The following is a 26,102-nucleotide window of genomic DNA, read 5'->3' as shown; positions in this document are numbered from 1 at the left end:
TCTATTGTTTATTTAACATATATACTATAGCCATTCGCAGGAAGTTCTATTTCTGTTTGCAAAGAGAAATCCTGATTCCCTCCTTTCAGATAATCTCTGAAAGTACCTAATGGTGTGGTATTACTGAATTTGAATTTTATAGAATGATCTGTAAGATTAAGCATAGTTATGACTTCATTCGTTCCTCTTTTTCTTGAATACACGAATATATCTTCATTATTAGTCGGATATACTTTCAGCACTCCTCTGTTTGTTCCGTCTTCGAGTGCAGGTTGTGTTCTTTTTAACTGGGTCAGTTTTTTGAACAGATCGTTATATGTATTATTAGCTGGTGTCCATACCACAGGGACGACATCGAACAGTCCCATCACTTTATCCATACCTATTTCCTGCCCATTATAAATAAGAGGCATATCGTAGATTGTGAAAGACAATACTGTAAGAGGTAATACATTCTTTCCATATCTGGTAAATTCTGTGCCGTCGTATGCATTCAGGTCGTGATTTGTAAGGTAAATCATTCGCCCTTTATTGGTATAAGCATTGTTGCTGAATAGTTTGTTACACTCGCTCACCAGATTAGAAATATTGTTGGTCTTGCCAAAATCGTTCAGAGCAGTATTGAAACTCCAGGCGTAATCGTAGTCGAATACCTGCATATAAGAAGCATTATCGCCTTCGCAGAGCCATGTTATTTCTTTCACTTTATCTATTTCCGTACGTGCTTCGTGCCAGAAAGAAAGGGGAATATATGTAGCTGCGTCACATCTGTATCCATCTATATCAAAACTTTCAACCCAATATTTCATGGCATCGATCATTTCTGCACGCATATCCGCATTTTTATAGTCCAACTGAATTACATCACTCCAATTTTCGGGAGAATACGGACGTACACCATTTTTCGAAGCATAGAAATTAAGGTGATTACCAACCCAAACATGATCCCATGCTGTATGGTTTGCTACCCAGTCAAACCATATTTTTATACCCGAAGCATGTGCCGTGGCAATTAGTGATTTCAGATCGGTATCTGTACCATAGTCGGGATTAATGGCTTTATAATCTTTTATAGAATAAGGGCTGCCCTTCGTTCCAATTTTATTTTTCTCTCCAACAGGATGTATAGGCATGAGCCATAATATATCTACACCCAACTCTTTGAGTCTTGGTAAATCTTTTTCCAAACCTTTGAAATTGCCTTCGGCTGAGTAGTTGCGAATATTAACTTCGTAAATTACATTGTTGTTTTTGCTTACGGGTGTTATTTCGGTATTTGGTATTTCTTGCCAATTATCATCTTCATCGTCACTACAACTATAGAATGAGAATATTGCAATAAGACCCAGTACGAATAATTTAATTGTATTCATAATCTATATTTTTTTTCTATCTTTAATTTCGTATCTTAATAATGTAATGAGCGGTAAGGTCATTAAAGTAGATGTCGTATAAGCCGGGCTCGTTTATAGAAGCTCCGCCACCATCAAAAACGCCTTTTCCGTACGGAATATCAAATTCTCCGCCACCCCAGTTATTAGCCCAGTCTTTGTTGCCTCTGAATTTGCATGCAGTACCCGATTCGAACAGATATGCAATATGCCATTGGTGTGGATCGTAAGCAGATTTAGTCATTAGCGGTTCATTATCCCATCCACAGAAACCACCGATAGGTCCCATTGTAGTATAGTTTTTTGCTGCTGATGCATCATAAGGTGTAAGTGTCCATGTCATATTTATGATATCGATAGTTACTGTATAATAACCCGGCCCAGCATAAAATGCACCTGTATCGCCAAACTCTAGTTTACCACCCTCTCCGGCACAGTACATATTGTTGTAGCCACCTAAGAATTCTTCAGCGCAGAATTTGAAATAAGCACCTTCATTTCCATTTGCAAAATATCCTGTATATGTATAAACACCATCTTCTACATCGTTACTATTGCGATACATAATAAAGTCGGTATTATTAGGATTCCATCCATTCATATCTCCTATTATATAGATGTGTTTAGATGATTCGGGATCTGGCACAGGTGCTACATAGATATAGGGTGTAACTACGAGTGTTAAAGCTTCCGAATAAACAGATTCCCCAGAACCTCCCGATGTTTTTACACGAATGTTTATATTTTGAATAGTCTTACTTTCTGCTCCCAGCATTTGTGCAATGGCTGTATTAAACTGCTGCGTGTATATGTCTGCAAATAGTTTAGTAGTTGAAACCAATATAATCGGTTTAGAAAAATTATTGTCTGATAAATCGGCTTCGATGTCATACTGTACATTATCGACATAGAGTGCTTCTCCCGATTGATCAAAGAAACGTGCTTTTGTCCAGTTCAATCTGAATAAGAAAGGGTTTTGATCTACTTCGGGTTGAGTTAAAACCCACTCATTACTAGCTAATGAATTGAGTACAGGTTCCGTAGTCGATATACTGCCGATGCTTTCATCGTTGCTGCATGCCGACATTAAAGTCAGCATACAAAACAAACTTATTATATATTTTATTTTCTTCATGTTTACAGCGATTTATAGGTTATTCTTGTGACAAGATTACAAAATGATGAGTTATGTCATTGTAATTAATTTTATACGTTCCCGGAGTTTTTATATCTGTTCCCGCTCCGTCAAAGACAGCTTTTCCATAAGGTATATCACTCGAATCACCACCCCAGTTGTATACCCAATCTTTATTTCCTCTGAATTTACAAGCGGTAGATATTTTAAATTCGTAAGTTATACTCCATTGGTGAGGGTCATAAGCAGACTTGATCATTGCCGGTTCATTATCCCAATCGCAAAATCCACCGATAGGGCCTATTGTATTATAAATCATATCAGCTGATGCGTCATAATCAACGATGGTATAAGTCAGCTCTTTCAGATTGAGGGTTATTGTTTTATAACCTTCTGTTTCGTTATGGAATGCACCATCGCTCATTTCGGCATATACAAGTGTAGTCTCATCATTGCGTGAATACATTTTGTTAGTACCCAAATCTTGTTCAAGTATAAATTTGAAATAAGTATTTGCTGCAAGCCGGCCTGTATAGGTATATATTTCCTCATCAGAATTATTATTACGATACATTATAAAGTCTGTATTCGTATTGTTCCAACTATTCATATCACCTATAATGTAAAGGGCTTGTAACTCTTTTTTCGCTTCATATGGTGTGATTGAAACGGGCAGTGTATTTCCCGAAATAGCTAAGCCTGCCATATTTTGTCCATAATCGGCTACTATCCGCAATTCGACATCAATAGCTTCGTTAGGTAATGCCCCCAATTTATTCAGTAGTAATAAGTTTATATCATTCAGATAAATATTGGAAGAAAGAGTATTGGTTGCTGCCAAAACTTGAGCCGATGCAAAATTATTTCCTTTTCTGTCTATCTGAAGTGTGTAATTAACCGGCCCTGCGGGTCGTGGGGTATTTTCGCCATCGAAGTGAAACACAGTTTCAGTCCATGTTACAGTAAATAACAGAGGGTTGGTTCCTTTCGCAGGTTCTTCCAATATATAGTTTTGAGCCGGCAAATTATCCAATATACTCGTCTCCACATGAGTCAACACGGGGGTTTCGTCTTTGTTACAGGCGCAAAGAGCTAATATGCAGAAGAGGGATGCTAAAAATATTTTATATGTTTTCATTTTCTTACTTTTAAATCATTAATTAGAAGCCTTTATTCTGGGTCAAGTTTGGATTTGCCGTCAACTCGCTAACAGGCAAGGGATACAATTTAAATTTGTCATCAATATTTGGTACACCACTGAAGACTCCGTTTTTCCATGGCCATGAGTAGTTTCTTGTAAAACGATCGAAACGTATCAAATCTGTACGGCGGTGTCCTTCCCAATACAATTCGCGTGAGCGTTCGTCAAGAATAAACAACAGGTTAAATTGCGTATCACTCACTTTTGATATTTTGGCTCTCTCCCGTAAATCATTTACATAAGTACGAGCCTGGTCGCGTGTACCACCTTGTCCTCCGCGAAGAACCGCCTCTGCATACATCAGATATACATCAGCCAGTCGGTACATGGGAAAATCGGTATCCGAAAATACGCTGTTAGAACCCGGTGTGCCATCACTATTCATATTTGTATATTTTATGACAGACCACCCTTTGGCGAAATCATACCAGGTGGAAGTCTCTAGTGTGCGGTTTTCTTTCCAGAAAAGAGCACGTGCATCGTTATTGTCGAACAAAACAGATAATGTTTCTCGGGCACGTATACCTGACCACGCTTGTGTAAACCCGAAATTGGCGCTAGGATCCATATCCGATTTGTAAGAAGCAGCCAAAAGAAAGGTTGTACCACCATAAGTAGTTGCTTTTAGTCCGTCGAATACAATAGGGAAGATAATTTCCGATGAGTTATGATTATCAGCACCGAACATATTTTTATAAGTAGGATCGAGCGTGTATCCTGCCGATAATATTTTATTGAGATATGTAAGGCATTCAGTGTACTTCTTAACCCCAATATATACTTCGGCATTCAAGTACAATTTAGATAGAATCATCCAGGCTACAGGTTTGGTTAACTTACCATAAGTAGCCATTCCATTATTTGTCGGAAGCTCATCTTCAATATCCTTCAATTCAGATTCTATCCAAGAGAAGAAAAATGCACGGTCTTTTTGTTCCGGGAAATTAGTAGTTACACCGGCTGCTTCGTCTATATACGGTATATTAGAATATAAATCCATTAGGAAGTAATAATTTAATGCCCGTAATGCTCTTATCTCTGCACGAAAAGTATGAATCTTGCTTCTAAGTTCAGGATCAACGTTACGTTGGTTTAATCTTTCGTCTGTGGTTTGTCTCATAAACTCATTGGCGTAAGCAATATTCATATACATACGTGTATAGTTTAATGATATGAAGTGATTACTTGAATTCCATTGACAAAATTGTAAACTTCTAAGTGTTTCATTATCCCAAGCACCTATGACTTCGTCGGTACATAGTTGCTGCAAATTCCAGTAGGTTCTTATAAAGGTAGCTTCACCTTGATCATCTGCTGCAATATCAGGTTGTCCCGCAGGGCCTTCATTACCGGAGAGTGCAAATCCGGCATATATCTTAGCTACAAATTGTTCGTAAGAATTGGGGTCTTCCCATGCTCTCTCCGGCAATAAGACATTACTGCTTAATGGTTCTGTATTCAAATCATCAAGGCACGATGAGAATAAAATGGCCAGGCAGCTACAGGCGATTAATATACTATATATTTTTTTCATGATTGTGTCGTTTAAAAATTAAGATTTACACCAAATAAAATAGTCAGAGGTCGGGGATATATATTGCCATCTATACCACCATATACTTCAGGGTCTAGTCCTTTATATTTTGTAAAGATGAAAGGATTCTGTACTGCTCCATATATTCTGCCCCCGAAAGGAAGTTGTTTGGATCGCATAAAAGACCATCCGAGAACAATATTATCAACACGAAAGAATGAAGCATTCTGCACATAATAATTGGAGCTATTTTGTCCTGTTTGGAAATTCGTATCAAAAGCACTTAGAGGACGGTTTACGAGGAATTCATTTGCGAACACTGATGCAGAACTCAGTGCTGCACCTGTGGCAGCTATTTGATTATAGTTGAAATTTCCTAAACTGCCATGGCCGGCAATAGCTACATCCCAGGCTTTCCATGTCAATTTGGTATTAAGTCCAAATGTCCAGTCGGGTGTACTTTTCTGATAGACGAATAAATCGTCCTGATTTATGAGGCCATCGTTGTTTCTGTCTTTGTAAAAACCTTCGATAGGTTTACCCTGCTCGTCGTAAATCTGTTCGTATACAAAAAAGCTTTGTGCCGATTCTCCTGTTTTAAATACTTTCACCCCACTATTAGGTATGGGTGTATCGACGTTTCCTAAGTTTAATTTCGTTATTTCATTTTTATTATATGCTACATTACCACCGATTTCCCATGCGAGATCTTTTGTTACTATAGGAGTTCCATTTAGTGATAATTCAACACCCGAATTCTTTAATGATCCAACGTTTGTAACGATTCTTTCTCTGAAATTTGTTCCTGCGGCTACTCTTGTTTCTTCATTTATCAAATCGTTTGTTTTTCTATGATAAATGTCAATAGAGCCTTCGATACGATTTTTCAAGAAACCATAATCCAGTCCAACATTATATGTCGTTGTGGATTCCCATTTCAGATCAGGGTTATAAGCTGCCGGACGAAGTAATGATACCCAATTGCCTTGTCCGTCGGTATATCCGCGTAGATAATTAGCTTCGTTACCTGAACTTTGTTCGTATGTACCCATATAAGCATAGTCTCCCTGGTTGATATCTTGTTGCCCTGTTATACCCCAACCTAATCGGAATTTCATATTACTTATAACATTTGAATCTTTGAGAAAGTCCTCGTCAATCATTCTCCATGCCAATGCTAATGAGGGAAATAAAGCCCATCGATTGTTTTTGTGGAAACGGGATGAACCATCTTGACGCAAAGTGAAAGTCATAAGATATTTATCTTTTACACTATAGTTGAAACGTCCGAAGAATGAAATAATGTAATGCTCTGTTGCGGTATCGTTGAAACTTACTAAGAGTGGATTTCCTGCAGCATCAAATTTGCTTATACGGTGACCGATATTGCTATCCGATCGCCAGTAATGTTGCCATGAATATCCTCCCATCACATCGAATTTACTATCCAGAAAATCGAGCTTATGAAAATATTGGCTATATAAATCGAAAGTTGTATTTCGGCGTTTTTGATCCCAGCTCGAATCTAATCCACCATAAATATAATCGGAAGGAGCATTTTCCGGTATGTATTTAGTACCCTCACTTTTAGAATAATCCATTCCTAAATTGAGGTTAAAATGCAGATCGGGTAGAAAATGTAACTTATAGTCAAATTGTGCATTTCCGATAAAGTTATATACATTCGATTTATCCTGAGTCATTTCCAGCATAGATACCGGATTTATAGTTGCTACCTGATTGGGAACAGCTCCACTCATCCATGTAAAAAATCCTCCGAAAGGGCTGTTTTCATCATATACCGATTGTGTAGGGTCCATACTGATTGCAGCTCCAATAGCACCCTGATTGGCAAAACGGTTGTGGATATACATCCCTCTTCCGTTCAGGTTCACTTTCAAATGATCATTAAATAAAGTAGGGGATAGTGAAATACTACCTGTGTAACGTTCCATTTCCGATGTTTTGAGAATACCTTGCAGGTTAGTGTAACCGAATGATACACGGTAAGGTACATTTTTCACAGAACCGAGGGCACTTAAATTATGTTCTGTATTTATTGTAGTGCGGAATATTTTATCTTGCCAGTTAGTGTTATCACTACCTAGCTTACTTTTCATTTCTTCGAAGTTACTATTACCAGAGAATGCATTATCTATAAAAGCACGATAACCATCGCCTGTAAGTACATCAATTTGATTTTTAGGCGTACTTATAGAGAAGTTGCCGTCGTAGGTTACTTTCACTTTGCCTGTAACACCTTTCTTCGTAGTAATGATGATAACTCCGTTTGATGCGCGTGAACCATAAATTGCAGTTGCCGAAGCATCTTTTAAGACTGTAAACGATTCAATATCTGTAGGGTTTACTGTACTCAATATATTACCGACCCCACCCATTCCTTTATTGTCGAGAAAAACTCCATCGATTATAATTAACGGATCATTACTAGCTGATAAGGAAGAGCCGCCACGTATACGTATGGTCGCTCCGGCACTTGGCGATCCACCTTCATTGATAATATTTACCCCGGCAACCTTACCCATTAGCATATCTTGAGCATTAGGTGCAAAACCTCGTACTTTGGTATCGGCTTTAATGCTGGATATCGATCCGGTGGCATCGCCCTTGCGTACTTGCCCATAACCGATAACAACCACTTCGTCTAATAACTTAGTATCTTCTAAAAGAATGATATTTAATTCTTTTTGTCCAGTGTAAGCAATCTCCTGACTGGTATATCCAATATAAGATACCACAATGGTAGCACCCTTACTGATCCCAGATAAAGAATAATTACCATCAATATCTGTTCTTGTTCCATTAGTCGTGCCTTTTACAACGACACTGGCTCCAATAACTGGTTCTCCTGTTTCATCTTTTACTATACCTTTCAGACTCTGTTGTTGAGCGAAGGCATTAGAGGTAAGAAATAATCCAAAAAGTAGAAATAGGATAAATCTTGTCGTTTTTTTCGATTTGAATTTTTTTTCCATATGTATTAATAATTTAATATAGGTAGTATTTTTCGTGGTTGACTTTTAGAATGAAGTAGCCCCGGTAAGTGGGTAATGTGGTTAATTTATTTTCATGGGTATATTTTCATTTGATGGTTATTAAATATTGAAAGGTTGCCAGCAAATATAATGAGGTAAATGCACTAATATAGCGTGTAAGTAAATAGCTAAGTAACTTTTAGTAAAAATGATATGCAAATAAACTACTGATATATAGACCAGTAATCTAATTCCTAAAATCAGCTTATGTAACTTGTGGATATTCGTTTGAAGTAAAAAATAGAATACAATATTAGCTTTTTGGCGTGGAAATATGCCTTATCGCTTCTTCAAAATCAATTTCCTGATTCAGCACTTTCGATTTTACTTTACTTCTGTAATTGTAGATTGTGCGAAGTGTATAATGTAGAAAGGTAGCTATTTTATTGCTATCTGTTATACCTAAACGTATCAATGCAAATACACGAAGTTCTTGGTTCAGTATTTTTTCGTTGTTTACGGCATAACGTTCTTCTTGTCTGAGCAATTTGTTAAATTCCTCAACAAAGTTGGGGTAGATGTTTAGGAATGCATTATCGAAATTAGTATATAATTCCTTTAACTCACGAACAGAATCTTCCGATGCAGATGTCATCTTCAGTATCTCATTTGTTTGTCCGGCTTTAATCTTTCGATTTACAGTAATTTTAAAAGCATCGAGTTTATCAATGTACTGGGTACAAATTTCAAGAAAGCTGCCTATAAATTGCTCTTTAATGCGGTTTGCTTCGGCAAGGGAAAGATTTGTATGGTTTTGATTTTCATTCGCAATTTTCAAATCCTCATTTAATATACTCAAACGTGAATTAATCTGTTCTATTTCATTCTTTGCTTTTGATAATCTTCTTACTTGTTTCACTACAAAATAGATGGCTACGAGCAGAATACAAGATAAGAGACTAACGATAATAAGCAAAGTCCTGAGCTTATCTTGCTGATATTCTCTGTCTAGTTGGTATGCCTTATCAATAATGGGTAGGAGTCTGGACGTTTGAATATTTCTTAACCGTGCATTATAGAAATTTGCATCATCCAAACTCTTTTTTATATAATTATTAGCTCTTTTTACATCGCCTTCTTCAAACAATAAAACAGCGAGGGTACGCAATGATGTGTTTTCTTTTACCGAAGCCCTTATATCTGCAATTGCAGACATGGCTAAATATATTTTTTGCTGCTCCCGATCTCCCTTTTGTTCATAAAAATATGCAAATATAGATGTGAGAATTGCATAGTTCCTTGTGTCGGGTTTTACATTTGAGAAATAAGGGAATAGAACTCTTTCTGCATTCTTAAAGTCATTTATCTCGATGTAGCGTGTTCCATAATTAATAGCGTGTTCATAGGTGTTTGTTTCTACTGCCTGCAATAATGAATCCTGATAGTTTCTTCGTTTTTCTATTAAATTCTGAATATCAAATCCATTCTGATACTCAAGCCAGTAAATATAGGAATCGGCATATGTGTAATAATAGTCAATCAGCTGATCTTTGGTTAATTCCTTACTGTTTATTGCGTTGAGAATTTCAATCGCTCTGGTGAATATTCCGGCTTTAGCCTGAATACGTGCCATTTGTATTTTACTTTGATGAAGCCAATTTTTATTACCTAATTTTTGCGCAATATCAATCGCTTTTTGAGAGTATAAATAGGCAGAATCAAATACAAAAGCCTCATATTCTTTGGAGAGATTTTGGTAAATCAGATATTTATTCTCATCATTTATATTTTGTTTATCAAGCTGTTGTTTGTATTTGTTAATATATGCTTCTTTCTGTATGGTGTATTCTTTTTCATTTAGTAAAGTATTATCCAATTCAATCAACAATGAGTCTAACCTTGATTCAGCAGAGATTGAACCAATTGCAAATAGCAAATAAAAAATGGAGAAAACAAAATGTTTCATTATTTGTCCTTTATGGTAGATTCGATTTACATAACAAAGATAGAACTTTTTAGAGATGTGTCGTATCTTATTTTGTATAAGTTCGTCTATTTTATCTCTTGAATAAGTCGTATTATGCTTTCGGAAGTGAAGGAGGTAACAGAACTTAATCTTGAAAAAAGAGAATTGGCTTCATTGGCCAGAATAGCATATTTCGAAGCATTGGTCGCATTGGTTTGCTCTTGGAATAGGTCGTTTATACTGTTTTCCTATAATCTATCTATATTTGTATTCTTGGATACACAAAACTATAGGAAAATAGAAGAATGGAATATGTGAATAGGAAGTCTTCTAGACTAATTTAAAATTGTTGATATAATAAGTAAGTGTTAGTTTAGTAATCGCTAAACAACTAATCATCAACACTTCTTTATGTACAAAGTACTAAGCAAAGATATAATAGAAAATGAAATATCGCCTCATTTGTCAACAGCAAAACGAGGATATGAGACAAATAGTTGTCTTATATGATTGACAAATAGCGTCTTATACAAACTTAAAACAGGTATTCAATGGTATATGCTTCCGGTTACCAGTTTGTTTTTATATGTTGTATTGAGTTATAAAACTGTTTATTAGCATTTTCGTAAATGGAGTAAAAATGGAGAATGGAAAAGTTCATGGGTACATATTTTGGAAAATAATAAATCAAAATTGGATTCATCTGTATCATCCATTGATGTAAGTCATACCAGATCTTTGTGTGGAGGTGAACAGGTTGAATTTCAAACCCGCAAAATGAACAAAACAACTAATACACTCTATATGACATATAATCAATGCATACCGATAGCCATATCGTCACCTATTTCAGGCAATCACCATGATTTATATCAGATTGGTTATCATTTAAATGAATTGTATACAACCGTAGCTCTACATGCCGTAGTAATATTATTATCGGATATGTACCCTAAGGCGTGTCTATAACAATAGTATAGGAGACGAGCTATTACTTACTGTGCCCGATGTAGTGAAAGTATATGCCTACGTATTCGTTGCCAATTGTGCGAAGTCTGCTCTCATTGTCAGACGTGATGTAAGTGCCTGAAGTGTCACCAACCAACGGTTGTGGTGTAAGTCGCTACATTAGGAGCACCTACTATCGGCACATCGTTTCTTAGCCATTGATAATTGGACGAAATTGAACCTAAAGATCAACACACTTAATATCAATGTGTTGAATAAAAAAATCAGTCCCACGAATAAACCCACTCGGACTTTTCGCCAATTTTCGTCATAATATATTGTATCAATGAGCTTTCATTGTAAAGATTATATGAAAGAATAATTTTATATTTTAAGAAATAATTTCAGTCATGGACGATAGATTTACATATTTAGAGAAATATAACTTCTGGAATGGAAATATTTCTGAATCGGGGTTTACGCATAAGAATTACATAGGTAATATTTTATAACATATTAGAAATAAATTAATCAAGGTATTGAATTTTACTTTTAATAGCATTCTACAACTATTCTTGAGATATCTGAGTATTCCCATTTATTACAACCAAAACTCTCTACAGTTTACTGTGATGTAACCTAATAGTAGTAAAGTTGCAATAGAATTAAAAGTATTTTTTGATTTTCATAGTTCATAAATAAAATATATATAATAATAGCTCATTTCATATCGTAATTTTATAGTTGTTCTCCTCATTTATTTCCCAACCTCTATTTTCTCATTGATCTGTCTGCGATCTTAATAACATTATATAATTCATGGACATCATTAAGCTGTAATTTGAAATCATCTCCATAAATAGGGTTTAAAGAATGGCAAGTAATTGTTCCTTTTTCCATATCATGGTCTACTATTTGTTTTATCATGATTCCCTCCTTGTGCACTATGACAAAATACCAGTCTCTGTAATACAACTTGCATCTCCATAAATCTTTTTTCACTTCCCTCCCTAGTATAATATCACCATCACAGATAGCACTTCGCGAATCGTTATCCATGCTATCCCCCTCTACTTCGAAACACATATACTTTCCGTGAAAAGTACGATCTGTAATTACCGGTATTGTCGGTAATTCTTGTATATAAGCACCATCTCCATAGCCAGAAAGATAACCAGCACGAGCGCGAATAGGAACCAAGGGTATCATTTTAAACTCAGACATAGAAATAGGGGTTGTATTCAAAATAATTAAATCTTGTTTCAGCATTTTACCTTCCCCAGAAATAAGCCAGCTATAGTCATAGTGTGAATATACAGAGAGAATTTTGCGCGCATAATTAGGAGTTATTTTTTTTACCTTTCCATTCAGGATATCATATATCGGCTGAGTTCTTGATAAACCTATTGACTCCGCAAATTGATTTGCATTTATTTTTTCATTTGCTAAAATAGAATTTAAAATTATGCTACCGATTGTCTTCATATTACTGTAAATTACTGTATACTTGTATTTGTAATCAATACCTTACCTTCTATATTGCTTCTGTTTTTTTTACGATTGAAATGCGTTAAGTTCTTCTTTATATTTTTGTTACCTATATTTTATATGAAATCAAAGCAGTTGAGCAGTTAAATAATGTTAAATACAGTAAAATACTTTATTCATTTACTTTTTTTACTGTATTTAACTGTACATTTATACAGTGTAAAAAACTTATACACTTGCAAAGATAAGAGATTTAAGTAAATAGAAGCAATTAATATATAAATATCATTTAGCAATGAGATAGGCAAATTATGTATAAGCGAAATTTGATGTATCAATAGCTTATAGTATCAATGAAGTCACTTATGTATTAGATGTGATTCGTATAACAATAGATCTCAATTCTAACAGCATATTCTCACCAACGTTGAAGCATAACTATAAGAGATAATGTAGAATTCAGTAGTACTAAATGTGTTGTAGACTAGATAAGAAATGAATCGCTATGAAAAAGAATAAAACTAAGACAAACGGATATACTATTACTGCCATATTTATAAGCTTGCTAATAATCTTCTCAGTCTTATACATCAAATGGTGGATATATGATAAAGAAGCTAAAATCGATAAGAGGCAGATTCTATATATGATATAGGGTGTGACAAATACAAAGATATCTTAGAGTTTCCTTTGAAATGATACTATAGTATACCCACATTAATTGAAAAAACAATTATTTGACAATTGAAAATCATTTCAGGTGACTGATAGGAATGCCTGTCATTTTGGATGTATTGCTCATCTGGCAGAGCATGAGGTGCACATATAAAAAACATACAAGCCGGATATTTAATCATTTGTACATTCATAATACAAATTTGAGAAAGTGAAATTATATATAGCTTTTCAGGTCTAGGAAAGTATATAAATCCGACAAAAATGAGAGCCGTTTAAAATTATTATCTAACAGTGATTACATACGCAAGAATGAAGAAGAAGATTCGGAAAGAAAAGAAAAAGAATAAATATCCTATGAGTTAAATACAATGAATCCTTTAATTATGCGGTTTAATAATTATTCTATCAGACATGGTAAAATGGCTTCATATATTGATAGTTCCAAATTTTTAAAGTGATAAAAAAATGAAAACAATAAAAGATTTTACAACCGATGAAATTAGACACGGGATAATCAGGTGTAAGCATAAATTATCCTTTCATGATTATGGATTAATGAGAACAGCCGAAAGGGTGAAAAAGGCTCTTATTCAATACGAAAATGAGCTCAAGCGTAGAAGGCAAAACAAATTAGAATTTAAGTAGATTATGGCGAGACCTAAAAAAAACAATGCTGATTATTTCTCGCACGATAGAGATATGAGAGATGATCGGAAAATAAAAGCTTTACGATCAAAATTCGGTATTCTTGGTTACGGAACATGGTGTATGTTACTAGAGTATTTAACTGGTTTAGAGGACAATGAAATGCAAGACGAAGAAATAGAAATAGAGCTTGTTGCAGGTGACTTTGGTATTTCTGTAACAGAAATATTAGACATCCTTGATTATTGCTATCGATTACACCTTTTAGTTCGAAAAAACGGTATTATTTATTCAAAATCTCTTAAAGAAAGATTGGCTCCTGTATACGAAAAACGCAATAGGGCAAAGCTTAAAGCTGAAAAACAATCACAATCTAACTGTAAGTTTCACAGCGATATTAGCGACAGTGGTGGGATTTCTGTTACAGAAATCCCACAAAGTAAAGTAAAGGAAAATAAAGTTTCTAATTTATTATCTACTAACGTAGATTGTAAAAATCATTCTAATTTATTACTTGCAAATCCCAATCAGAATTTTTTTTTAATTAGCGAAAGTTTGCAATCAAAAAAAGAAGCAGATAAACATACGAAAATAAAACCCATAAATTACAAAGAGATTATTTCAATTTACCACGATACCTGTATTTCTTTTCCTAAAGTTCTAAAATTAACAGAATTACGAAAAGAAAAAATGCGAGTACGGATTAAAGAACTTGAAAAGCAATTCAAGGATACTCATTATAAAATTGTAATTCGGGAATTATTTACAAAAATGGAAGCTTCTGACTTCTTGCGTGGAAATAACAAAACTATGTGGAAAGCCACATTTGACTGGTTATTCGATAATGGTAAAAACTGGGTAAAAGTATTTGAAGGAAATTATAATAATGAAAAATCGACACAAGAACAATTCAAAAAACCAACAATTGTTGATTAGTGAGCCACTAGGCAAAATACAGCCTCAATCTATAGAGCTAGAGTCTGCTATACTCGGAGCATTGCTAATGGAATCTAAAGCTTATCAAGACATAGAAGATATTTTGACATCCGATGATTTCTATACTGAAATACATCAAATAATATTCAAAGCAATTTTTAATTTGAGCGGAAAAAGAAAGCCCATCGACATACTCACCGTTGTTGAAGAACTAAAGGCAATGGGTGAACTGGAGTTTATCGGTGGTCCCCTGTATATAGCTGAATTGACGGAAAAAGTAGCATCTTCTGCACATATCATTTTTCATGCTCAAATCATTAAACAAAAGTCACAAGCCAGAAAATTGATACGAATAACATCAGAGATACAGGCAAAAGCTTTTGATGAAACACAGGATATAGCCGAAACGATCGAATGTCTTGAAAAATCATTTACAGAATTAGTCACAAGTTCCACAGTTTCCAAGTCTATTGGAATGCCAGAAGCCTTAACCATAGCCCTTGATAAAGCAGCTATGATTCAAAAATTAAAGCAAAATGGCATTCAAATAGCAATACCGACAGGTCTGCATTCGCTTGACGAAGTGTTTGCCGGAGGATGGATGTCACCTGATCTGATTGTTTTAGGAGCACGACCAAGCATGGGGAAAACTCAGAATGCTTTATCGTTCGCAAAAGCAGCATCAATGAATAACAAAGACGTATTCTTCGTATCTATTGAGATGACAGCTACACAGCTTGTAAATAGATTTTTACTTGAAGATAATCGTATTAACGGGTATAATCTTCGTACCGGGCAAATGAATATGCAAGAATGGGCTGCTATGGATGAGAGAGCAAAACAATTATGGGATATGAAGCTGAATATTGGCGATGATCACAATATACGATATTTAAATAACATTAAGTCTGAAGCAAGAAGACTAAAGCGAAAGGATAAATTAGATGTAATGATTATTGATTATCTGGGATTAATAAAAACCAATCTGAAATTCGCAAGTCGTTATCTCGAGATAGGTTATATAACTGGTGAATTGAAGAATCTCACGAAAGAATTAGATATCCCTATCATCCTGCTTTCACAGCTAAGCAGACCGATTAAAGGTGTTGCAGTGAAAGAACCTCAATTAGAGGATCTAAGGGAATCGGGAGATATCGAACAAGATGCAGATATCGTTCTATTCATACACAAACCCGACTACTACGACTCTGGTGCGATAGATTCTAAAAATGAGCCGTGGAAAGGCCGAGGCAAGATTATTATTTCGAAATATAGAGAGGGTGCACGCAATAATTCGGTTATCTTTTATCATGATGATCGATACAAAAAGATTTGGGATAATCCACAGCCAAAAACCTCTCCATAACCCTATAAAATAAAATCAATAATCCAATAGTAAATATGATTTTGATTTACTTTTCCAGTTTTATTATACACAATATCAGAGATAGTAAATAAAACTAAAATATGCATAATAACCTTTCTAAAACTTTATGAAAGTATATCGAAGAGTGGTAGTACAAGGGACAATAGTTAACATTAAGTTTTTTATAAATCAAAAAACCAACAAAGTTTTATTTAATACAACGGAACATGGAACGAATTAAAAATGAAGGTATACTTCGAAAAAGAATCGAAGATATAGAAGATTATCAAAAACAATCCGAAAAATTACAAAAAATAGAGATAGTAGTACTCAAACCCGAATTGGAAGATCTCCAAACAATCTCCACTATTTATGACTGGGTAAAAGAGCTTTGTCATAAAAAAGATGAAATAAATAATTCAAGATATGCCGAAAAATATTATTTTCTGATGGTCGCAGCTCTACTCTATTCACCACGGATATTCGCAGGATACTTTTTTGAAAGAGGTAAACGAGATGCAATAGCGGAGGTATTACAGCTGTCCCCTTCTCACATTTCAAATAGTCTGAAAAGTGTTTGTTCGTGGTATAAGTTTTACCGAGACTTCCAAGTGTCACTGGACTATCTCTACAGTGAGATATTGCTTAGAATTGAGCTAAATGGTTTAAAATAATTTGAAAATAAGGATACTACCTCTTATGAAAAAATCAGAATAACAATTCCTGAAAAATAAATAATACAGTCATGAAAAAAATAAATGAAATCACCTTCGATCAAACAGTGATGATTAACAGCATTCTAGGTTATGTAGACTTTATTGGTGAAACCGAAATTATATTAGTAGACACCAGTAATATAAAGCATACTATAAAAATATTTGAGATCGAGGAGGTGTACTCTAATGAAATTGTGCATTTTTATGATTTATCAGTACATAAAGTAGAAAATAGTACATGAAATCACTATTAAAATTATATTGATTCAATTCGCTTACAAGTCAATATCTGATAAACTACTGTATAATAATTCCATGGCAAATACTTTGCAGGAATTATTAATGAACTTACAAACTATTCTACAACTATTTAGTCCCCACCTTTGAAACACTTCTCTAGTCTTTCGATTGTATGTAATTTTAATCAAAAATAATTTTAATCAAATTACTCAATGAAAGATTTAAAAAAATGCACTAAAAGTGACGATTTGGTTACAGGAAAAGCCTCTGCTCAAGACTCATTTGGAATTAAGCGATAGTAAAAACATATGTCCCTTAGAATAAAGAATACAACACCTAGTTGTTGGAAAAAAACTTTGAAACGAGCAAATGAGGAACTATCCGAGCTATGTATAGCCTAGAGAAAACAATACAATTAATTCTGATCGGCTGAGAGTCGAAGCAAAAAGATATTTAGCAAATGATTACAACAGAAATTATAGAAACAATTATACACAAGGCTTTTAAGTCTAATCCTATTTTTGGAGCTTTTTCCGAAATAGAGAAAGGAGACTTAGCACCCACTACAGAAGAAAACAATCACGATCGGATCTCCATCTGCTGTAAAGAATCAGATAACAAAGGGTGGCAAAATTCATCTGCATACGCGTATATTTTTGTTCCGGATGTCAAAGTAAATAATATATATCAAAAAAACGATGAGAAATTAAATGCTTATGAATTAGAAGCTATTAAGCTATTTAAGTACAAGACATTCGACGAAACAACAGACGAAACAGTATATTATCAGTTAGAGAATATAACCAAAGAAAAAAAAACCGATACATGGAGTCATGTTATCACGGTAAAGTTAAGAGTAATAAATTCAAATTTTAAATTGTGAGATTATGGGAAAAGAAGTTTCATTAATAGGTGTAAAAGCAATCTTTTATGGTGCTGCCATCTCGACAGTAGCGACACCATTTGTAGATGGAGATGCAACAAGCGGATTATCACCTGCTGAGCTAAAAGCATTCTTGGCGAATACAGAAACCAAGAAAGTAAAAAACATACATGGAGACAACTGGAATTACGAAAAAGCAAAGGCGTCGAAAAACTACTACAAAAACAAGTTGACAGGTAAAAATTACCGTAGTTCAACTGATGATCCGGGTGTATCAAAGATCACTTTCTCTATCGGTAAGTATGACTTTGATACAAAAGCTGATTTTGAAGGAGGTAACGCAAGTGCTGATAAATGGTCAGCTGCATCGAAATATACTCCGAAAGATTTAACTATTGTAGCACTAACGGAAGATAATGTTTACATCGTCTACCCAAAAGCTGATATTATTGCTGGTGGAGTAACGACTGATGATGCAGTAGCTATATCGATTGAAGCAACAGCGCTTGAACCCGATATTCAATTGGAATCGGAGGTTCAGATTCATAAATCAGCCGTTGATTCAGCTACTAATCCGTGACAAATTAATTGTATATAACCAAAAGGTGGGTGTTATTCGCCTACCTTTTTTTATTAAGAATATATGACAAACGATGCGGCTAAATTAGTTTCTGATTCCCTCTTAGGGACAGACTTCAAAACAGTAATGTTAGGCAGTGAAGGATATACAATTAAGCCTCCTACAATAAAGATTATTTGCCGTGGATTGGCTTATTGGTCTAAAATGAATTTTAATTTGGACATACAGAATAAAGCAGATGCTATTGCTCAAATACCAAGAAGCTACAAAGAAATGCTAAAGGGATTATGTGTTTTCATTATTGGTGATGTGAAATTTTGGAAGTACAAAACATATCGGCTCTCCCGTAAACTTGAAAAGTGCACGCCAAAAGAAATAAACGAAGCAATTGTGATTGCAATTAATTTAATTGGTTCAGATGATTTTTTTCTGTGTGCTCGATCGTGCTCGAGCGTAACAAAAATAGTAGCAAAACCCAAATAATAGGTAACGATATCATGCACGGTCAGATAGCGACATTTATCGACAATCTTCACCTCTCCTACAAAGAGGTATTTGAAGTAATACCCTATAGAAACCTGATAATGATGCAACAAAATAAACTTCATGAGGCATTCGGAGATATCATGAAGAAAACAAGTAGTAACGAATTGTTCGCAAATATAAAAGGATAAGATAAGATATGGCAGATTTATATTAAAATGCAGGAGCTGAACTCTTCATCAAAAGAGGTAGAATATGAAGGTTGTATATTATTTAAATGTTTAATGTGATAAAGCAATAAAAAAATACAGACATGGTAAAGAAAGACGAATTTTTTGGAAAGTTTAGTAATGATATCAAAAAAATGCTTACAGATAGTTTGAAAGCTATCACAAATAATCAAAAAAAAATATCAAATGTTGATGAAACTATAAATAAATATCGAAAAAGAAATATCGAAGCAGAAAAACCTTCATTAGAAAATAAAAGTCTAAAAGCTTTAACTAGTGTACTGAATGAAGAACTATTCGAGTCTATACTGAAAAACGAGACTATTGATCTATTAAAAATAGTCAAACCTATTTTGGGAGAGGTCGCAGATGCTGCAAATAAAGTTTTATCTCCTGATGCAATAGAAATACCACAAACAGTTGTAAATGCATTAATGAAATTTGATTACGCATTTGAAGATCCGATACCGATAAAAACACCAATAGACGGGCTTGAATTTTATTCCATAGAGAAATGGGAAGAATTTTATCGTGATATGAAAATTTCACGAGAGAAAGATTTAGCAAATTTATCATCGACAAAATATCAAGAACGTTTGATTGAACATGCTCAGTTTGATGCGATAATGAAAATTGAGCTTAAACGACATAAAGAGTTATCAGATATACGTGAAAAAGAAGTTGAAGAAATGCAACTCCGATATACAGACGCCGAGTTTTGGCTCGAAATGGTCACAGCAACAAGTGAATCACCTGCCGAAAAAAGAATCAAGAATAGTGAAGCAAGGCTATCTGTAAATAAACACGCTGATTTGAATAGACAATGGATCATGGACAGAGAATCATCTGCATTTACAAACTTATTTAATTATGAAGCCAAAGCAAATGATGTAGTTGCTTACCCAAAAACATCCACAGTAAGACCATCTCAATCTATAATTCCAATACATGGCATCGATAATCCTGTTGAGTTAAAGGAAGTGGAAGTAGAAGGTAAGGATTTAGCACCTAAACTAAAAGATAAGCTACAAGCGGATGCGGATAAGGCACAAGCCGATCTTATGGCACGTATTCAGGCTATGAACAAAAGGCTCACTGGCTTTTTGGGAGGACAAAACACAACCTTCGAGTCATACCTGTCGCAACAATTAGCAGCAATAGATTCCAACTATGCAGAACAGATAATAAAAGCAGGAGAAAACCAGGAAACCATAGCTACATTACAAACCAAAAAGAAAGAAGAAAAAGGAGAAGTCGTTAAAACCGAAATGGCAAGTATAGCGATAGCTGAGAGTACTGAATTAGAACGGCTCAAAGGTCTGGAATCGGTTGGTATGACTGAACTGTACGAATCTAAGAAGTTAGAAATTACAAAAAAATATAACGAAGAACGCCTTAAAGTGCAGCAAATAGCCGCCCAAAACGGTAACGGTGATGCGAAAAAACAAATACCACTACTCGAAGCCCAACAAAAAAACCTAGATCAGCAGAGTCCTATAAAATCGCCAAGAGGAATAGTTGAAAAGTTAGTTTTTGACCAAGTGAAAAATGGCTTCGAGAAGATGGGAGACTCCGCTGAAGATGCCGAAGCCAAAACAATAGGAGTCTTCAATGCCATTAGTACCAATGCAGGTAAAGTATCAGGTTGGGTCGGTAGCTTGAAATCTGTTTTTGGAGGAATGGACGAAAGCCTCGACATGGTAATGGACACCGTGGGTGGTATCGCTCAAGGATTTGCTTCCGGAGGCCCTGTTGGTGGCGCATTAGCAATAGTTAGTCAAGGTATAAAACTATTCGGGGCGGCAACCGAAGCTGAAAAACGTCATCAGGAAGCTCTAAAGAAAATAGCTGAAGTTACTAAAGCCGAAGAACATGCCTATCAATTAGCTATCAAGCTGAAAAACCTGAAATACGAAGACGGCGATACGATATTCGGTTCAGACCCTTATGGCAAAGCAATAAATGCGGCTAAAGTATACAAGACCTCGGTAGAAGACGCTAATAAATCGCTGAAAGGTGATGGATTGCTAAAACCAAAATCAGGAATATTCGGTTTATTTAAGCCGCAGGAGAAAAGTGATTTTGCTGCCCTCGAAAATATTCAGATTGTAACCGGCCATAAAAAAACAGGATTGTTCGGCATGGGTAAAGGTAAAGACCTCTACTCTGGTATTACGAGCAAATACAAAGACTTGATAAAAGCTGAAGGAGAACTTAATATAGAACGCGCCAAGTCAGTTTTAGCAAATGAAAAAATGTCCGATTCAGACAAAGCGGCATTCCAAAGCATGATAGAGAATGCCGAAGCCGTAAAACAAGCTTACGGCGAAATGAAAAACTATCTGACAGGTATTTTTGGACAATTGGGTAACGAAATGACTAATGCCCTTGTCGACTCTTTCAAAAAAGGAGAAGATGCATCCGAAGCCTTCTATAAGAGCGCAAGTAAAATGGTTCAGCAGCTTGTCAAGGATATGATATATTCCGTTACCATTGCTCCTATTGTTGCCAAAGCGCAAGAAAATGCAATGAAAATAATGGAAGATACCTCTCTCTCGGACGAACAACGTATGGACAAACTGATGACCGTAGTAGATAATATGGTTGAAGGAACACTTGCCGCTTCGGGACACGGAAAGCTTCTGTACGATTATGCTAATCAAAAATGGGAAGAAAAAACGGGTGAAAATTTTGAAAATACAGATGCAGAAGAATTTACGCAATCATCATCCAAAGGAGGATTCGAGACTATGACACAAGATCAGGCCGGAGCATTGGAAGGACGGTTCACAGCTATGCAAATGAATCTGATATCTATCGATGGCAATGTATCTAGAATAGCATCATGGAACCAACCAATAGCTCAAACACTCACTATAGATTCATTATCGGTTCCACTAAATGTAATGAGTGGTTCGGCCTTAAGGGTTGAACGAATGATTGAGGAAAACAGGGTCGTCGCTATTAATTCTTACTATGAACTGAAAGATATTAATAAGAATACAAAAGAATTGTATCAGATGAATGAACGGTTAAGTGATATCGAGAAGAATACGAGAGGGTTTAAATAATTAAACCTTTACGCATCTGTTTACTCGAATTCTGCTATTTGCTTCACAGAATTTTAATCTATATATACCTTTAAAATAAAACTAGAAATGCTTAGCGAGACTTACATAAATAACAAAAGCCTATGGGCTAACTATAGTGCCAGATTGATAGATGATTCTTTCGACAACTTAGATATGCATCCGCCTATAAAAGCGTATACTTCTAATGATTTGAGAGGACATGATGGTGTCCAAATATTTCTGAATAACCCCCGGGTAAATAAACGGCAGGTTATACTCACCTTTGCTATTACATGCAACTCAAGAAAGGAGCTAAGAGCAAAGAAACAGGCATTGGAAGCCGAATTATCAAAAGGGCTTATTCTTTTGAAAGTAGTTCCCAATAGAACTACATACAAGTTGATTTTAGATGAAGAGAGCACATTCACTCTTTCGTCAAGTTTGAGTTCATGCACATTAACGGTTCGTTTCACAGAACCCAACCCTAAAGACCGCATTAAATTATGATTGAGATAGGATTAATAAAATATGCACCTAGCGATTTAATTGTAGATATATTCGATAAGCAAGGATCTATCAAAGCTAAATATGTAATAGGTGATGATGCAATTTATTGCAATGAGTTGATGAATCAACACTATATCGAGTTTAGCTTTGTGCTGGATCGATTTGAGAGGTTTGATCGTGGAGATTATTTATTCTACGAAGGCTATAAATATTATGTTCTGAGCGATTATATCCCTGAAGAGTCGGATAGTTCTACATTCAAATATACTCTCCGATTTGACGGCGAGGAGATGATGGCGGCAAGCGTGCAGTTTTATTACTTAAGTCAGGGGCTCAAAGAATCAACCTGGAGTTTGACTAGTAAAGCAAGTAGCTTCCTGCAAGTGGCTGCCGATAACCTGAACCGTTATTTTGATGTTACAGATTTCGCAGTCGGCACAGTAGAACCTGCTGAAATTAAATCTATGTCATTCGATAATTCCTACGTATTCGATGCCTTGACTAACATAGCTCAAGAATTTGAATGTGAGTGGTATATCTCGGGGCGAACTATTAACCTTGTACAAAAACTAGCTGAAGGTGCAGAAGTAGATTTCGAAAATGAAGTATCTGTTTTAAGGATGAGTAATTCACGAGGAGCAGCCGACAAAAAGATAACTCGTATGTTGGCTCTAGGATCATCACGAAATATCCCTACCAATTACAGAAGTGTCGGAACAGGAGAAGCTGTTGATGCAATTTATCAGAAAAGACTTCGTATCCCTGCATCCAAAGGCAATTATATTGATGCCAAACCAAACATGACACCGGAAGAGGTGATAGAAGGGACTGTGGTATTTGAAGATGCGTACCCTCAATTTGAGGGGATAATCGAAACTGTTTCGATAGTGCCATGTACAGATACAGATACTAATACAAAAGTAGTTACCAACTGGAATGCTTACCGTTTTACGGATTCGAAGATTAACTTCAAAAAAGATTACCTTTTACCTGGTACTGACTTAATGATACATTTCAAAAGTGGTAACTTGAATGGATTTGACTTTAAGGTAATGTTTAACCCACTAAATAAACCTGAAACAGATGCAGCATCACAGGTGTTCGAGATTTACAGAGACGAATATACAAATATTCCGAATGATATATTCAAACCTGTAGAGAAAGATGAATATATTCTATATGGCTTCAATATTGCCCTTGTAGGAGATCAGTATGTGCCGAGGGCTGAACAGGAGCTATACGAAAAAGCTGTGAAGTGGCTAGATAAGAATAACAAAGATACCGATCTCTACGAGTGCCCCACTGTTATTGAGTACTTCTATAAAAATAAGTATGACTTACAAATAGGCAAGAAAGTGCGCCTTATTAATGATCGGTTTGAAAACGGATACCGTAGTAGCCGTATTATGGGATTTGAAAAAAAGCTGATCAATAAATACGATGCCGTGTATAAAGTAGGTGATAACCCGGAATATAAACGGATCACAAATTTAGAAGAAACGGTAAAAGAGCAAGAAATAATTATAGAATCTAATACTAACCAAAGCCTTCAATCTCGCCAAAATGGTGTGAGAAATACCCAAAACCTGCGCGCACTGAAAGGCCTAATATTCGATCCAGATGGTTACTTCGACAATACACAGATCAAGCCTAATAGTATCGAAACGATGTACCTTGCCGTGGGTGCAAAAAGCCAGGATTTCACAACAAGTGGAGTGAGCATAAAAACAAATAAGGATGGTAATAGCTATAGGGCTACTTTATCAGTAGGCTATATCAATCATCGTTCTTTGTGGTGGGGAGGAGAGACGGAAACTCCAGCGTCCAATTCACCAAAATACACATGGAAAGTAACACAAGCTTTCAATCAGATATTACAAGACAATGCAGCTTCTTATTACATGTATGTGAAAGCCGAAAAGCAAAGCGATTCGGCTGCATGGGAGTTGACTACCAATCAGTTGAAATATGCAGATGATACTAACTATTTTTATTTTCTGATGGGTGTTATCTACCCTGCGAAAGAAGATAGGCGAGATGTATCACTTACTAACGGGATGGCCTACATATCCGGTGGTAGTATTTACGGGGATGTCATTAAGTCTATCAATTATGTAGATGATGAGGATAAAAATGAGGGTAGTAAATATGATTTGAATAATGGCAGTATTCGGATAGGTAATAAGGTTAAAGGTTTACTTTTTGATGCCACAAATAAGGTATTTAAACTTTTTGGGATTACTCTTGAGTTTAGAGACTCTAAGGATAAGATAGTTACGCAAATAAAAGAAGATGGGTCGGCATTATTTTGTAATGAAAATGTATTGTTTAATAGTGATGGATCAGGGCAATTGGCCAAAGATATTAGATGGGATAAATACAATACTATGTTTATAGGTGATTTTGAAATATTCAATTCATTTTTACGATATAAAAAAGCAAATGGGACATCTATATACTTGGGAGATGGCATTAATTCAGCTATAGATAACACTGATAGTACTTTTTTAATAAACAATAAAAATACAGACTTAAGTCAGAAAATAATTATAAATATAAATAGTCAACCGCCCTCATTTGACAATCCTCTTATGCCTCTTCAAAATATAGCGTTAAATATATCTAAAGGTGCTTTCAGGGTAAGCCCTAACAACATTATAGACACCCCCGGACTTTTGTTTGCAGGAAGAATTAATAGTTCGTGCGGAGTTTTGTATATGTGGGGAAGAGGTGGAAGAGGTAAATTGAACAAGGATAGTTCATTTGCGCCTTCAAGAATTAGTGAAGGAGAGTATAAAATAGAACATTTTTTAGGGCATAATAATTATGTCGTTAATGTTACCCCTTATGATTATCCTGCCGACTGTGTTTCAAGCCTACATTCAGTTACTAATGATGATTTTGTAATTCTGTTTAGAAAATTTAATGCTGCAAAAGTAAATACCAATTTCTTTTTTACTGTATTCGGGGAGAACACTAATGACTCATATTAGGAAAACATTAGGATGAAACAATTACCTCTATAATAAAACTTTGAGCTATATAAAACTTTAAGTTTAAAATACAAAGTTATACGTAGATGCTAACCAGTAAATGCATTTATAGGAT

21 protein-coding genes are annotated in these 26,102 nt (G+C 35.2%); 14 read left to right on the top strand and 7 right to left on the bottom strand.

The annotated features are described in order from the left end of the window. Positions 1 to 8 precede the first annotated feature (8 nt). The 6 genes from G7Y57_RS07085 to G7Y57_RS07060 form a co-directional block, all read right to left on the bottom strand. Positions 9 to 1,373: an alpha-amylase family glycosyl hydrolase gene (locus tag G7Y57_RS07085; RefSeq protein ID WP_165021559.1), complete on the bottom strand. Its 1,365-nt coding sequence runs from the start codon at positions 1,371 to 1,373 to the stop codon at positions 9 to 11. A 22-nt stretch (positions 1,374 to 1,395) separates the two neighbouring features. Next, on the bottom strand, positions 1,396 to 2,526 hold the full coding sequence (locus G7Y57_RS07080; protein WP_165021557.1) for a SusE domain-containing protein: 1,131 nt from the start codon (positions 2,524 to 2,526) through the stop codon (positions 1,396 to 1,398). 19 nt (positions 2,527 to 2,545) lie between these two features. After that, entirely contained in the window at positions 2,546 to 3,664 is a 1,119-nt protein-coding gene (locus tag G7Y57_RS07075) for a SusE domain-containing protein (protein WP_165021555.1), read from the bottom strand. Positions 3,665 to 3,686: 22 nt separating this feature from the next. Then, positions 3,687 to 5,261 carry a RagB/SusD family nutrient uptake outer membrane protein gene (locus tag G7Y57_RS07070; RefSeq protein ID WP_165021553.1) on the bottom strand — a complete coding sequence of 525 codons (1,575 nt, stop codon included), beginning with the start codon at positions 5,259 to 5,261 and terminating at the stop codon, positions 3,687 to 3,689. Between the two features lie 11 nt (positions 5,262 to 5,272). Continuing rightward, complete coding sequence (locus G7Y57_RS07065) at positions 5,273 to 8,257, bottom strand: SusC/RagA family TonB-linked outer membrane protein (protein ID WP_165021551.1); 2,985 nt, start codon at positions 8,255 to 8,257, stop codon at positions 5,273 to 5,275. A 313-nt stretch (positions 8,258 to 8,570) separates the two neighbouring features. Beyond that, entirely contained in the window at positions 8,571 to 10,223 is a 1,653-nt protein-coding gene (locus G7Y57_RS07060; RefSeq protein WP_165021549.1) for a DUF6377 domain-containing protein, read from the bottom strand. Positions 10,224 to 10,337: 114 nt separating this feature from the next. Between G7Y57_RS07060 and G7Y57_RS07055 the strand changes: the two genes are divergently transcribed. Beyond that, entirely contained in the window at positions 10,338 to 10,541 is a 204-nt protein-coding gene (locus tag G7Y57_RS07055; RefSeq protein WP_165021547.1) for a hypothetical protein, read from the top strand. A 375-nt stretch (positions 10,542 to 10,916) separates the two neighbouring features. Then, positions 10,917 to 11,192 carry a hypothetical protein gene (locus tag G7Y57_RS07050; RefSeq protein WP_221412113.1) on the top strand — a complete coding sequence of 92 codons (276 nt, stop codon included), beginning with the start codon at positions 10,917 to 10,919 and terminating at the stop codon, positions 11,190 to 11,192. Positions 11,193 to 11,942: 750 nt separating this feature from the next. Here the strand turns inward: G7Y57_RS07050 and G7Y57_RS07045 are convergent. Continuing rightward, positions 11,943 to 12,656 (bottom strand): helix-turn-helix transcriptional regulator, encoded by a 714-nt coding sequence (locus G7Y57_RS07045; protein WP_165021543.1) that lies wholly within the window; start codon positions 12,654 to 12,656, stop codon positions 11,943 to 11,945. 508 nt (positions 12,657 to 13,164) lie between these two features. Here G7Y57_RS07045 and G7Y57_RS07040 point away from each other — a divergent pair. From G7Y57_RS07040 to G7Y57_RS06985, 12 genes are all read left to right on the top strand, one after another. Further along, on the top strand, positions 13,165 to 13,314 hold the full coding sequence (locus G7Y57_RS07040) for a hypothetical protein (protein ID WP_165021541.1): 150 nt from the start codon (positions 13,165 to 13,167) through the stop codon (positions 13,312 to 13,314). Between the two features lie 671 nt (positions 13,315 to 13,985). After that, positions 13,986 to 14,918 carry a DUF4373 domain-containing protein gene (locus tag G7Y57_RS07035; protein WP_165021539.1) on the top strand — a complete coding sequence of 311 codons (933 nt, stop codon included), beginning with the start codon at positions 13,986 to 13,988 and terminating at the stop codon, positions 14,916 to 14,918. Then, on the top strand, positions 14,869 to 16,284 hold the full coding sequence (locus G7Y57_RS07030) for a replicative DNA helicase (RefSeq protein ID WP_165021537.1): 1,416 nt from the start codon (positions 14,869 to 14,871) through the stop codon (positions 16,282 to 16,284). Before G7Y57_RS07035 ends, G7Y57_RS07030 begins: the two co-directional genes overlap by 50 nt. A gap of 227 nt (positions 16,285 to 16,511) precedes the next feature. Next, positions 16,512 to 16,958 (top strand): hypothetical protein, encoded by a 447-nt coding sequence (locus G7Y57_RS07025; protein ID WP_165021535.1) that lies wholly within the window; start codon positions 16,512 to 16,514, stop codon positions 16,956 to 16,958. A 71-nt stretch (positions 16,959 to 17,029) separates the two neighbouring features. Next, positions 17,030 to 17,242 carry a hypothetical protein gene (locus G7Y57_RS07020; protein ID WP_165021533.1) on the top strand — a complete coding sequence of 71 codons (213 nt, stop codon included), beginning with the start codon at positions 17,030 to 17,032 and terminating at the stop codon, positions 17,240 to 17,242. Positions 17,243 to 17,700: 458 nt separating this feature from the next. After that, a complete protein-coding gene (locus tag G7Y57_RS07015; protein ID WP_165021531.1) occupies positions 17,701 to 18,123 on the top strand; it encodes a hypothetical protein in 423 nt (140 codons plus the stop codon). A 4-nt stretch (positions 18,124 to 18,127) separates the two neighbouring features. Then, positions 18,128 to 18,703 carry a hypothetical protein gene (locus tag G7Y57_RS07010; RefSeq protein ID WP_165021529.1) on the top strand — a complete coding sequence of 192 codons (576 nt, stop codon included), beginning with the start codon at positions 18,128 to 18,130 and terminating at the stop codon, positions 18,701 to 18,703. Positions 18,704 to 18,766: 63 nt separating this feature from the next. Beyond that, positions 18,767 to 19,186, top strand: a complete 420-nt coding sequence (locus G7Y57_RS07005) for a hypothetical protein (protein WP_165021527.1) — start codon at positions 18,767 to 18,769, stop codon at positions 19,184 to 19,186. 14 nt (positions 19,187 to 19,200) lie between these two features. Then, positions 19,201 to 19,377, top strand: coding sequence for a hypothetical protein (locus G7Y57_RS07000; RefSeq protein WP_165021470.1), 177 nt, complete (start codon positions 19,201 to 19,203; stop codon positions 19,375 to 19,377). Between the two features lie 122 nt (positions 19,378 to 19,499). Then, positions 19,500 to 22,487, top strand: coding sequence for a hypothetical protein (locus G7Y57_RS06995; RefSeq protein WP_165021525.1), 2,988 nt, complete (start codon positions 19,500 to 19,502; stop codon positions 22,485 to 22,487). Between the two features lie 87 nt (positions 22,488 to 22,574). After that, positions 22,575 to 22,994, top strand: a complete 420-nt coding sequence (locus G7Y57_RS06990) for a hypothetical protein (protein ID WP_165021523.1) — start codon at positions 22,575 to 22,577, stop codon at positions 22,992 to 22,994. Continuing rightward, positions 22,991 to 25,987 (top strand): hypothetical protein, encoded by a 2,997-nt coding sequence (locus tag G7Y57_RS06985; protein WP_165021521.1) that lies wholly within the window; start codon positions 22,991 to 22,993, stop codon positions 25,985 to 25,987. Before G7Y57_RS06990 ends, G7Y57_RS06985 begins: the two co-directional genes overlap by 4 nt. Positions 25,988 to 26,102: the final 115 nt, after the last annotated feature.

The sequence above is a fragment of the Dysgonomonas sp. ZJ279 genome (assembly GCF_011039205.1).
GTDB lineage: Bacteria > Bacteroidota > Bacteroidia > Bacteroidales > Dysgonomonadaceae > Dysgonomonas.
The sequence above is the reverse complement of the archived record's forward strand: the minus strand, read 5'-3'. Positions and strand labels throughout refer to the sequence as shown.

Excerpts from the sequence above, each read along its gene's own strand:
- G7Y57_RS07085 (WP_165021559.1), bottom strand. The coding sequence starts at position 1,373 with ATGAATACAATTAAATTATTCGTACTGGGTCTTATTGCAATATTCTCA.
- G7Y57_RS07080 (WP_165021557.1), bottom strand. The coding sequence starts at position 2,526 with ATGAAGAAAATAAAATATATAATAAGTTTGTTTTGTATGCTGACTTTA.
- G7Y57_RS07075 (WP_165021555.1), bottom strand. The coding sequence starts at position 3,664 with ATGAAAACATATAAAATATTTTTAGCATCCCTCTTCTGCATATTAGCT.
- G7Y57_RS07070 (WP_165021553.1), bottom strand. The coding sequence starts at position 5,261 with ATGAAAAAAATATATAGTATATTAATCGCCTGTAGCTGCCTGGCCATT.
- G7Y57_RS07065 (WP_165021551.1), bottom strand. The coding sequence starts at position 8,257 with ATGGAAAAAAAATTCAAATCGAAAAAAACGACAAGATTTATCCTATTT.
- G7Y57_RS07060 (WP_165021549.1), bottom strand. The coding sequence starts at position 10,223 with ATGAAACATTTTGTTTTCTCCATTTTTTATTTGCTATTTGCAATTGGT.
- G7Y57_RS07055 (WP_165021547.1), top strand. The coding sequence starts at position 10,338 with ATGCTTTCGGAAGTGAAGGAGGTAACAGAACTTAATCTTGAAAAAAGA.
- G7Y57_RS07045 (WP_165021543.1), bottom strand. The coding sequence starts at position 12,656 with ATGAAGACAATCGGTAGCATAATTTTAAATTCTATTTTAGCAAATGAA.
- G7Y57_RS07040 (WP_165021541.1), top strand. The coding sequence starts at position 13,165 with ATGAAAAAGAATAAAACTAAGACAAACGGATATACTATTACTGCCATA.
- G7Y57_RS07035 (WP_165021539.1), top strand. The coding sequence starts at position 13,986 with ATGGCGAGACCTAAAAAAAACAATGCTGATTATTTCTCGCACGATAGA.
- G7Y57_RS07030 (WP_165021537.1), top strand. The coding sequence starts at position 14,869 with ATGAAAAATCGACACAAGAACAATTCAAAAAACCAACAATTGTTGATT.
- G7Y57_RS07025 (WP_165021535.1), top strand. The coding sequence starts at position 16,512 with ATGGAACGAATTAAAAATGAAGGTATACTTCGAAAAAGAATCGAAGAT.
- G7Y57_RS07020 (WP_165021533.1), top strand. The coding sequence starts at position 17,030 with ATGAAAAAAATAAATGAAATCACCTTCGATCAAACAGTGATGATTAAC.
- G7Y57_RS07015 (WP_165021531.1), top strand. The coding sequence starts at position 17,701 with ATGATTACAACAGAAATTATAGAAACAATTATACACAAGGCTTTTAAG.
- G7Y57_RS07010 (WP_165021529.1), top strand. The coding sequence starts at position 18,128 with ATGGGAAAAGAAGTTTCATTAATAGGTGTAAAAGCAATCTTTTATGGT.
- G7Y57_RS07005 (WP_165021527.1), top strand. The coding sequence starts at position 18,767 with ATGACAAACGATGCGGCTAAATTAGTTTCTGATTCCCTCTTAGGGACA.
- G7Y57_RS07000 (WP_165021470.1), top strand. The coding sequence starts at position 19,201 with ATGCACGGTCAGATAGCGACATTTATCGACAATCTTCACCTCTCCTAC.
- G7Y57_RS06995 (WP_165021525.1), top strand. The coding sequence starts at position 19,500 with ATGGTAAAGAAAGACGAATTTTTTGGAAAGTTTAGTAATGATATCAAA.
- G7Y57_RS06990 (WP_165021523.1), top strand. The coding sequence starts at position 22,575 with ATGCTTAGCGAGACTTACATAAATAACAAAAGCCTATGGGCTAACTAT.
- G7Y57_RS06985 (WP_165021521.1), top strand. The coding sequence starts at position 22,991 with ATGATTGAGATAGGATTAATAAAATATGCACCTAGCGATTTAATTGTA.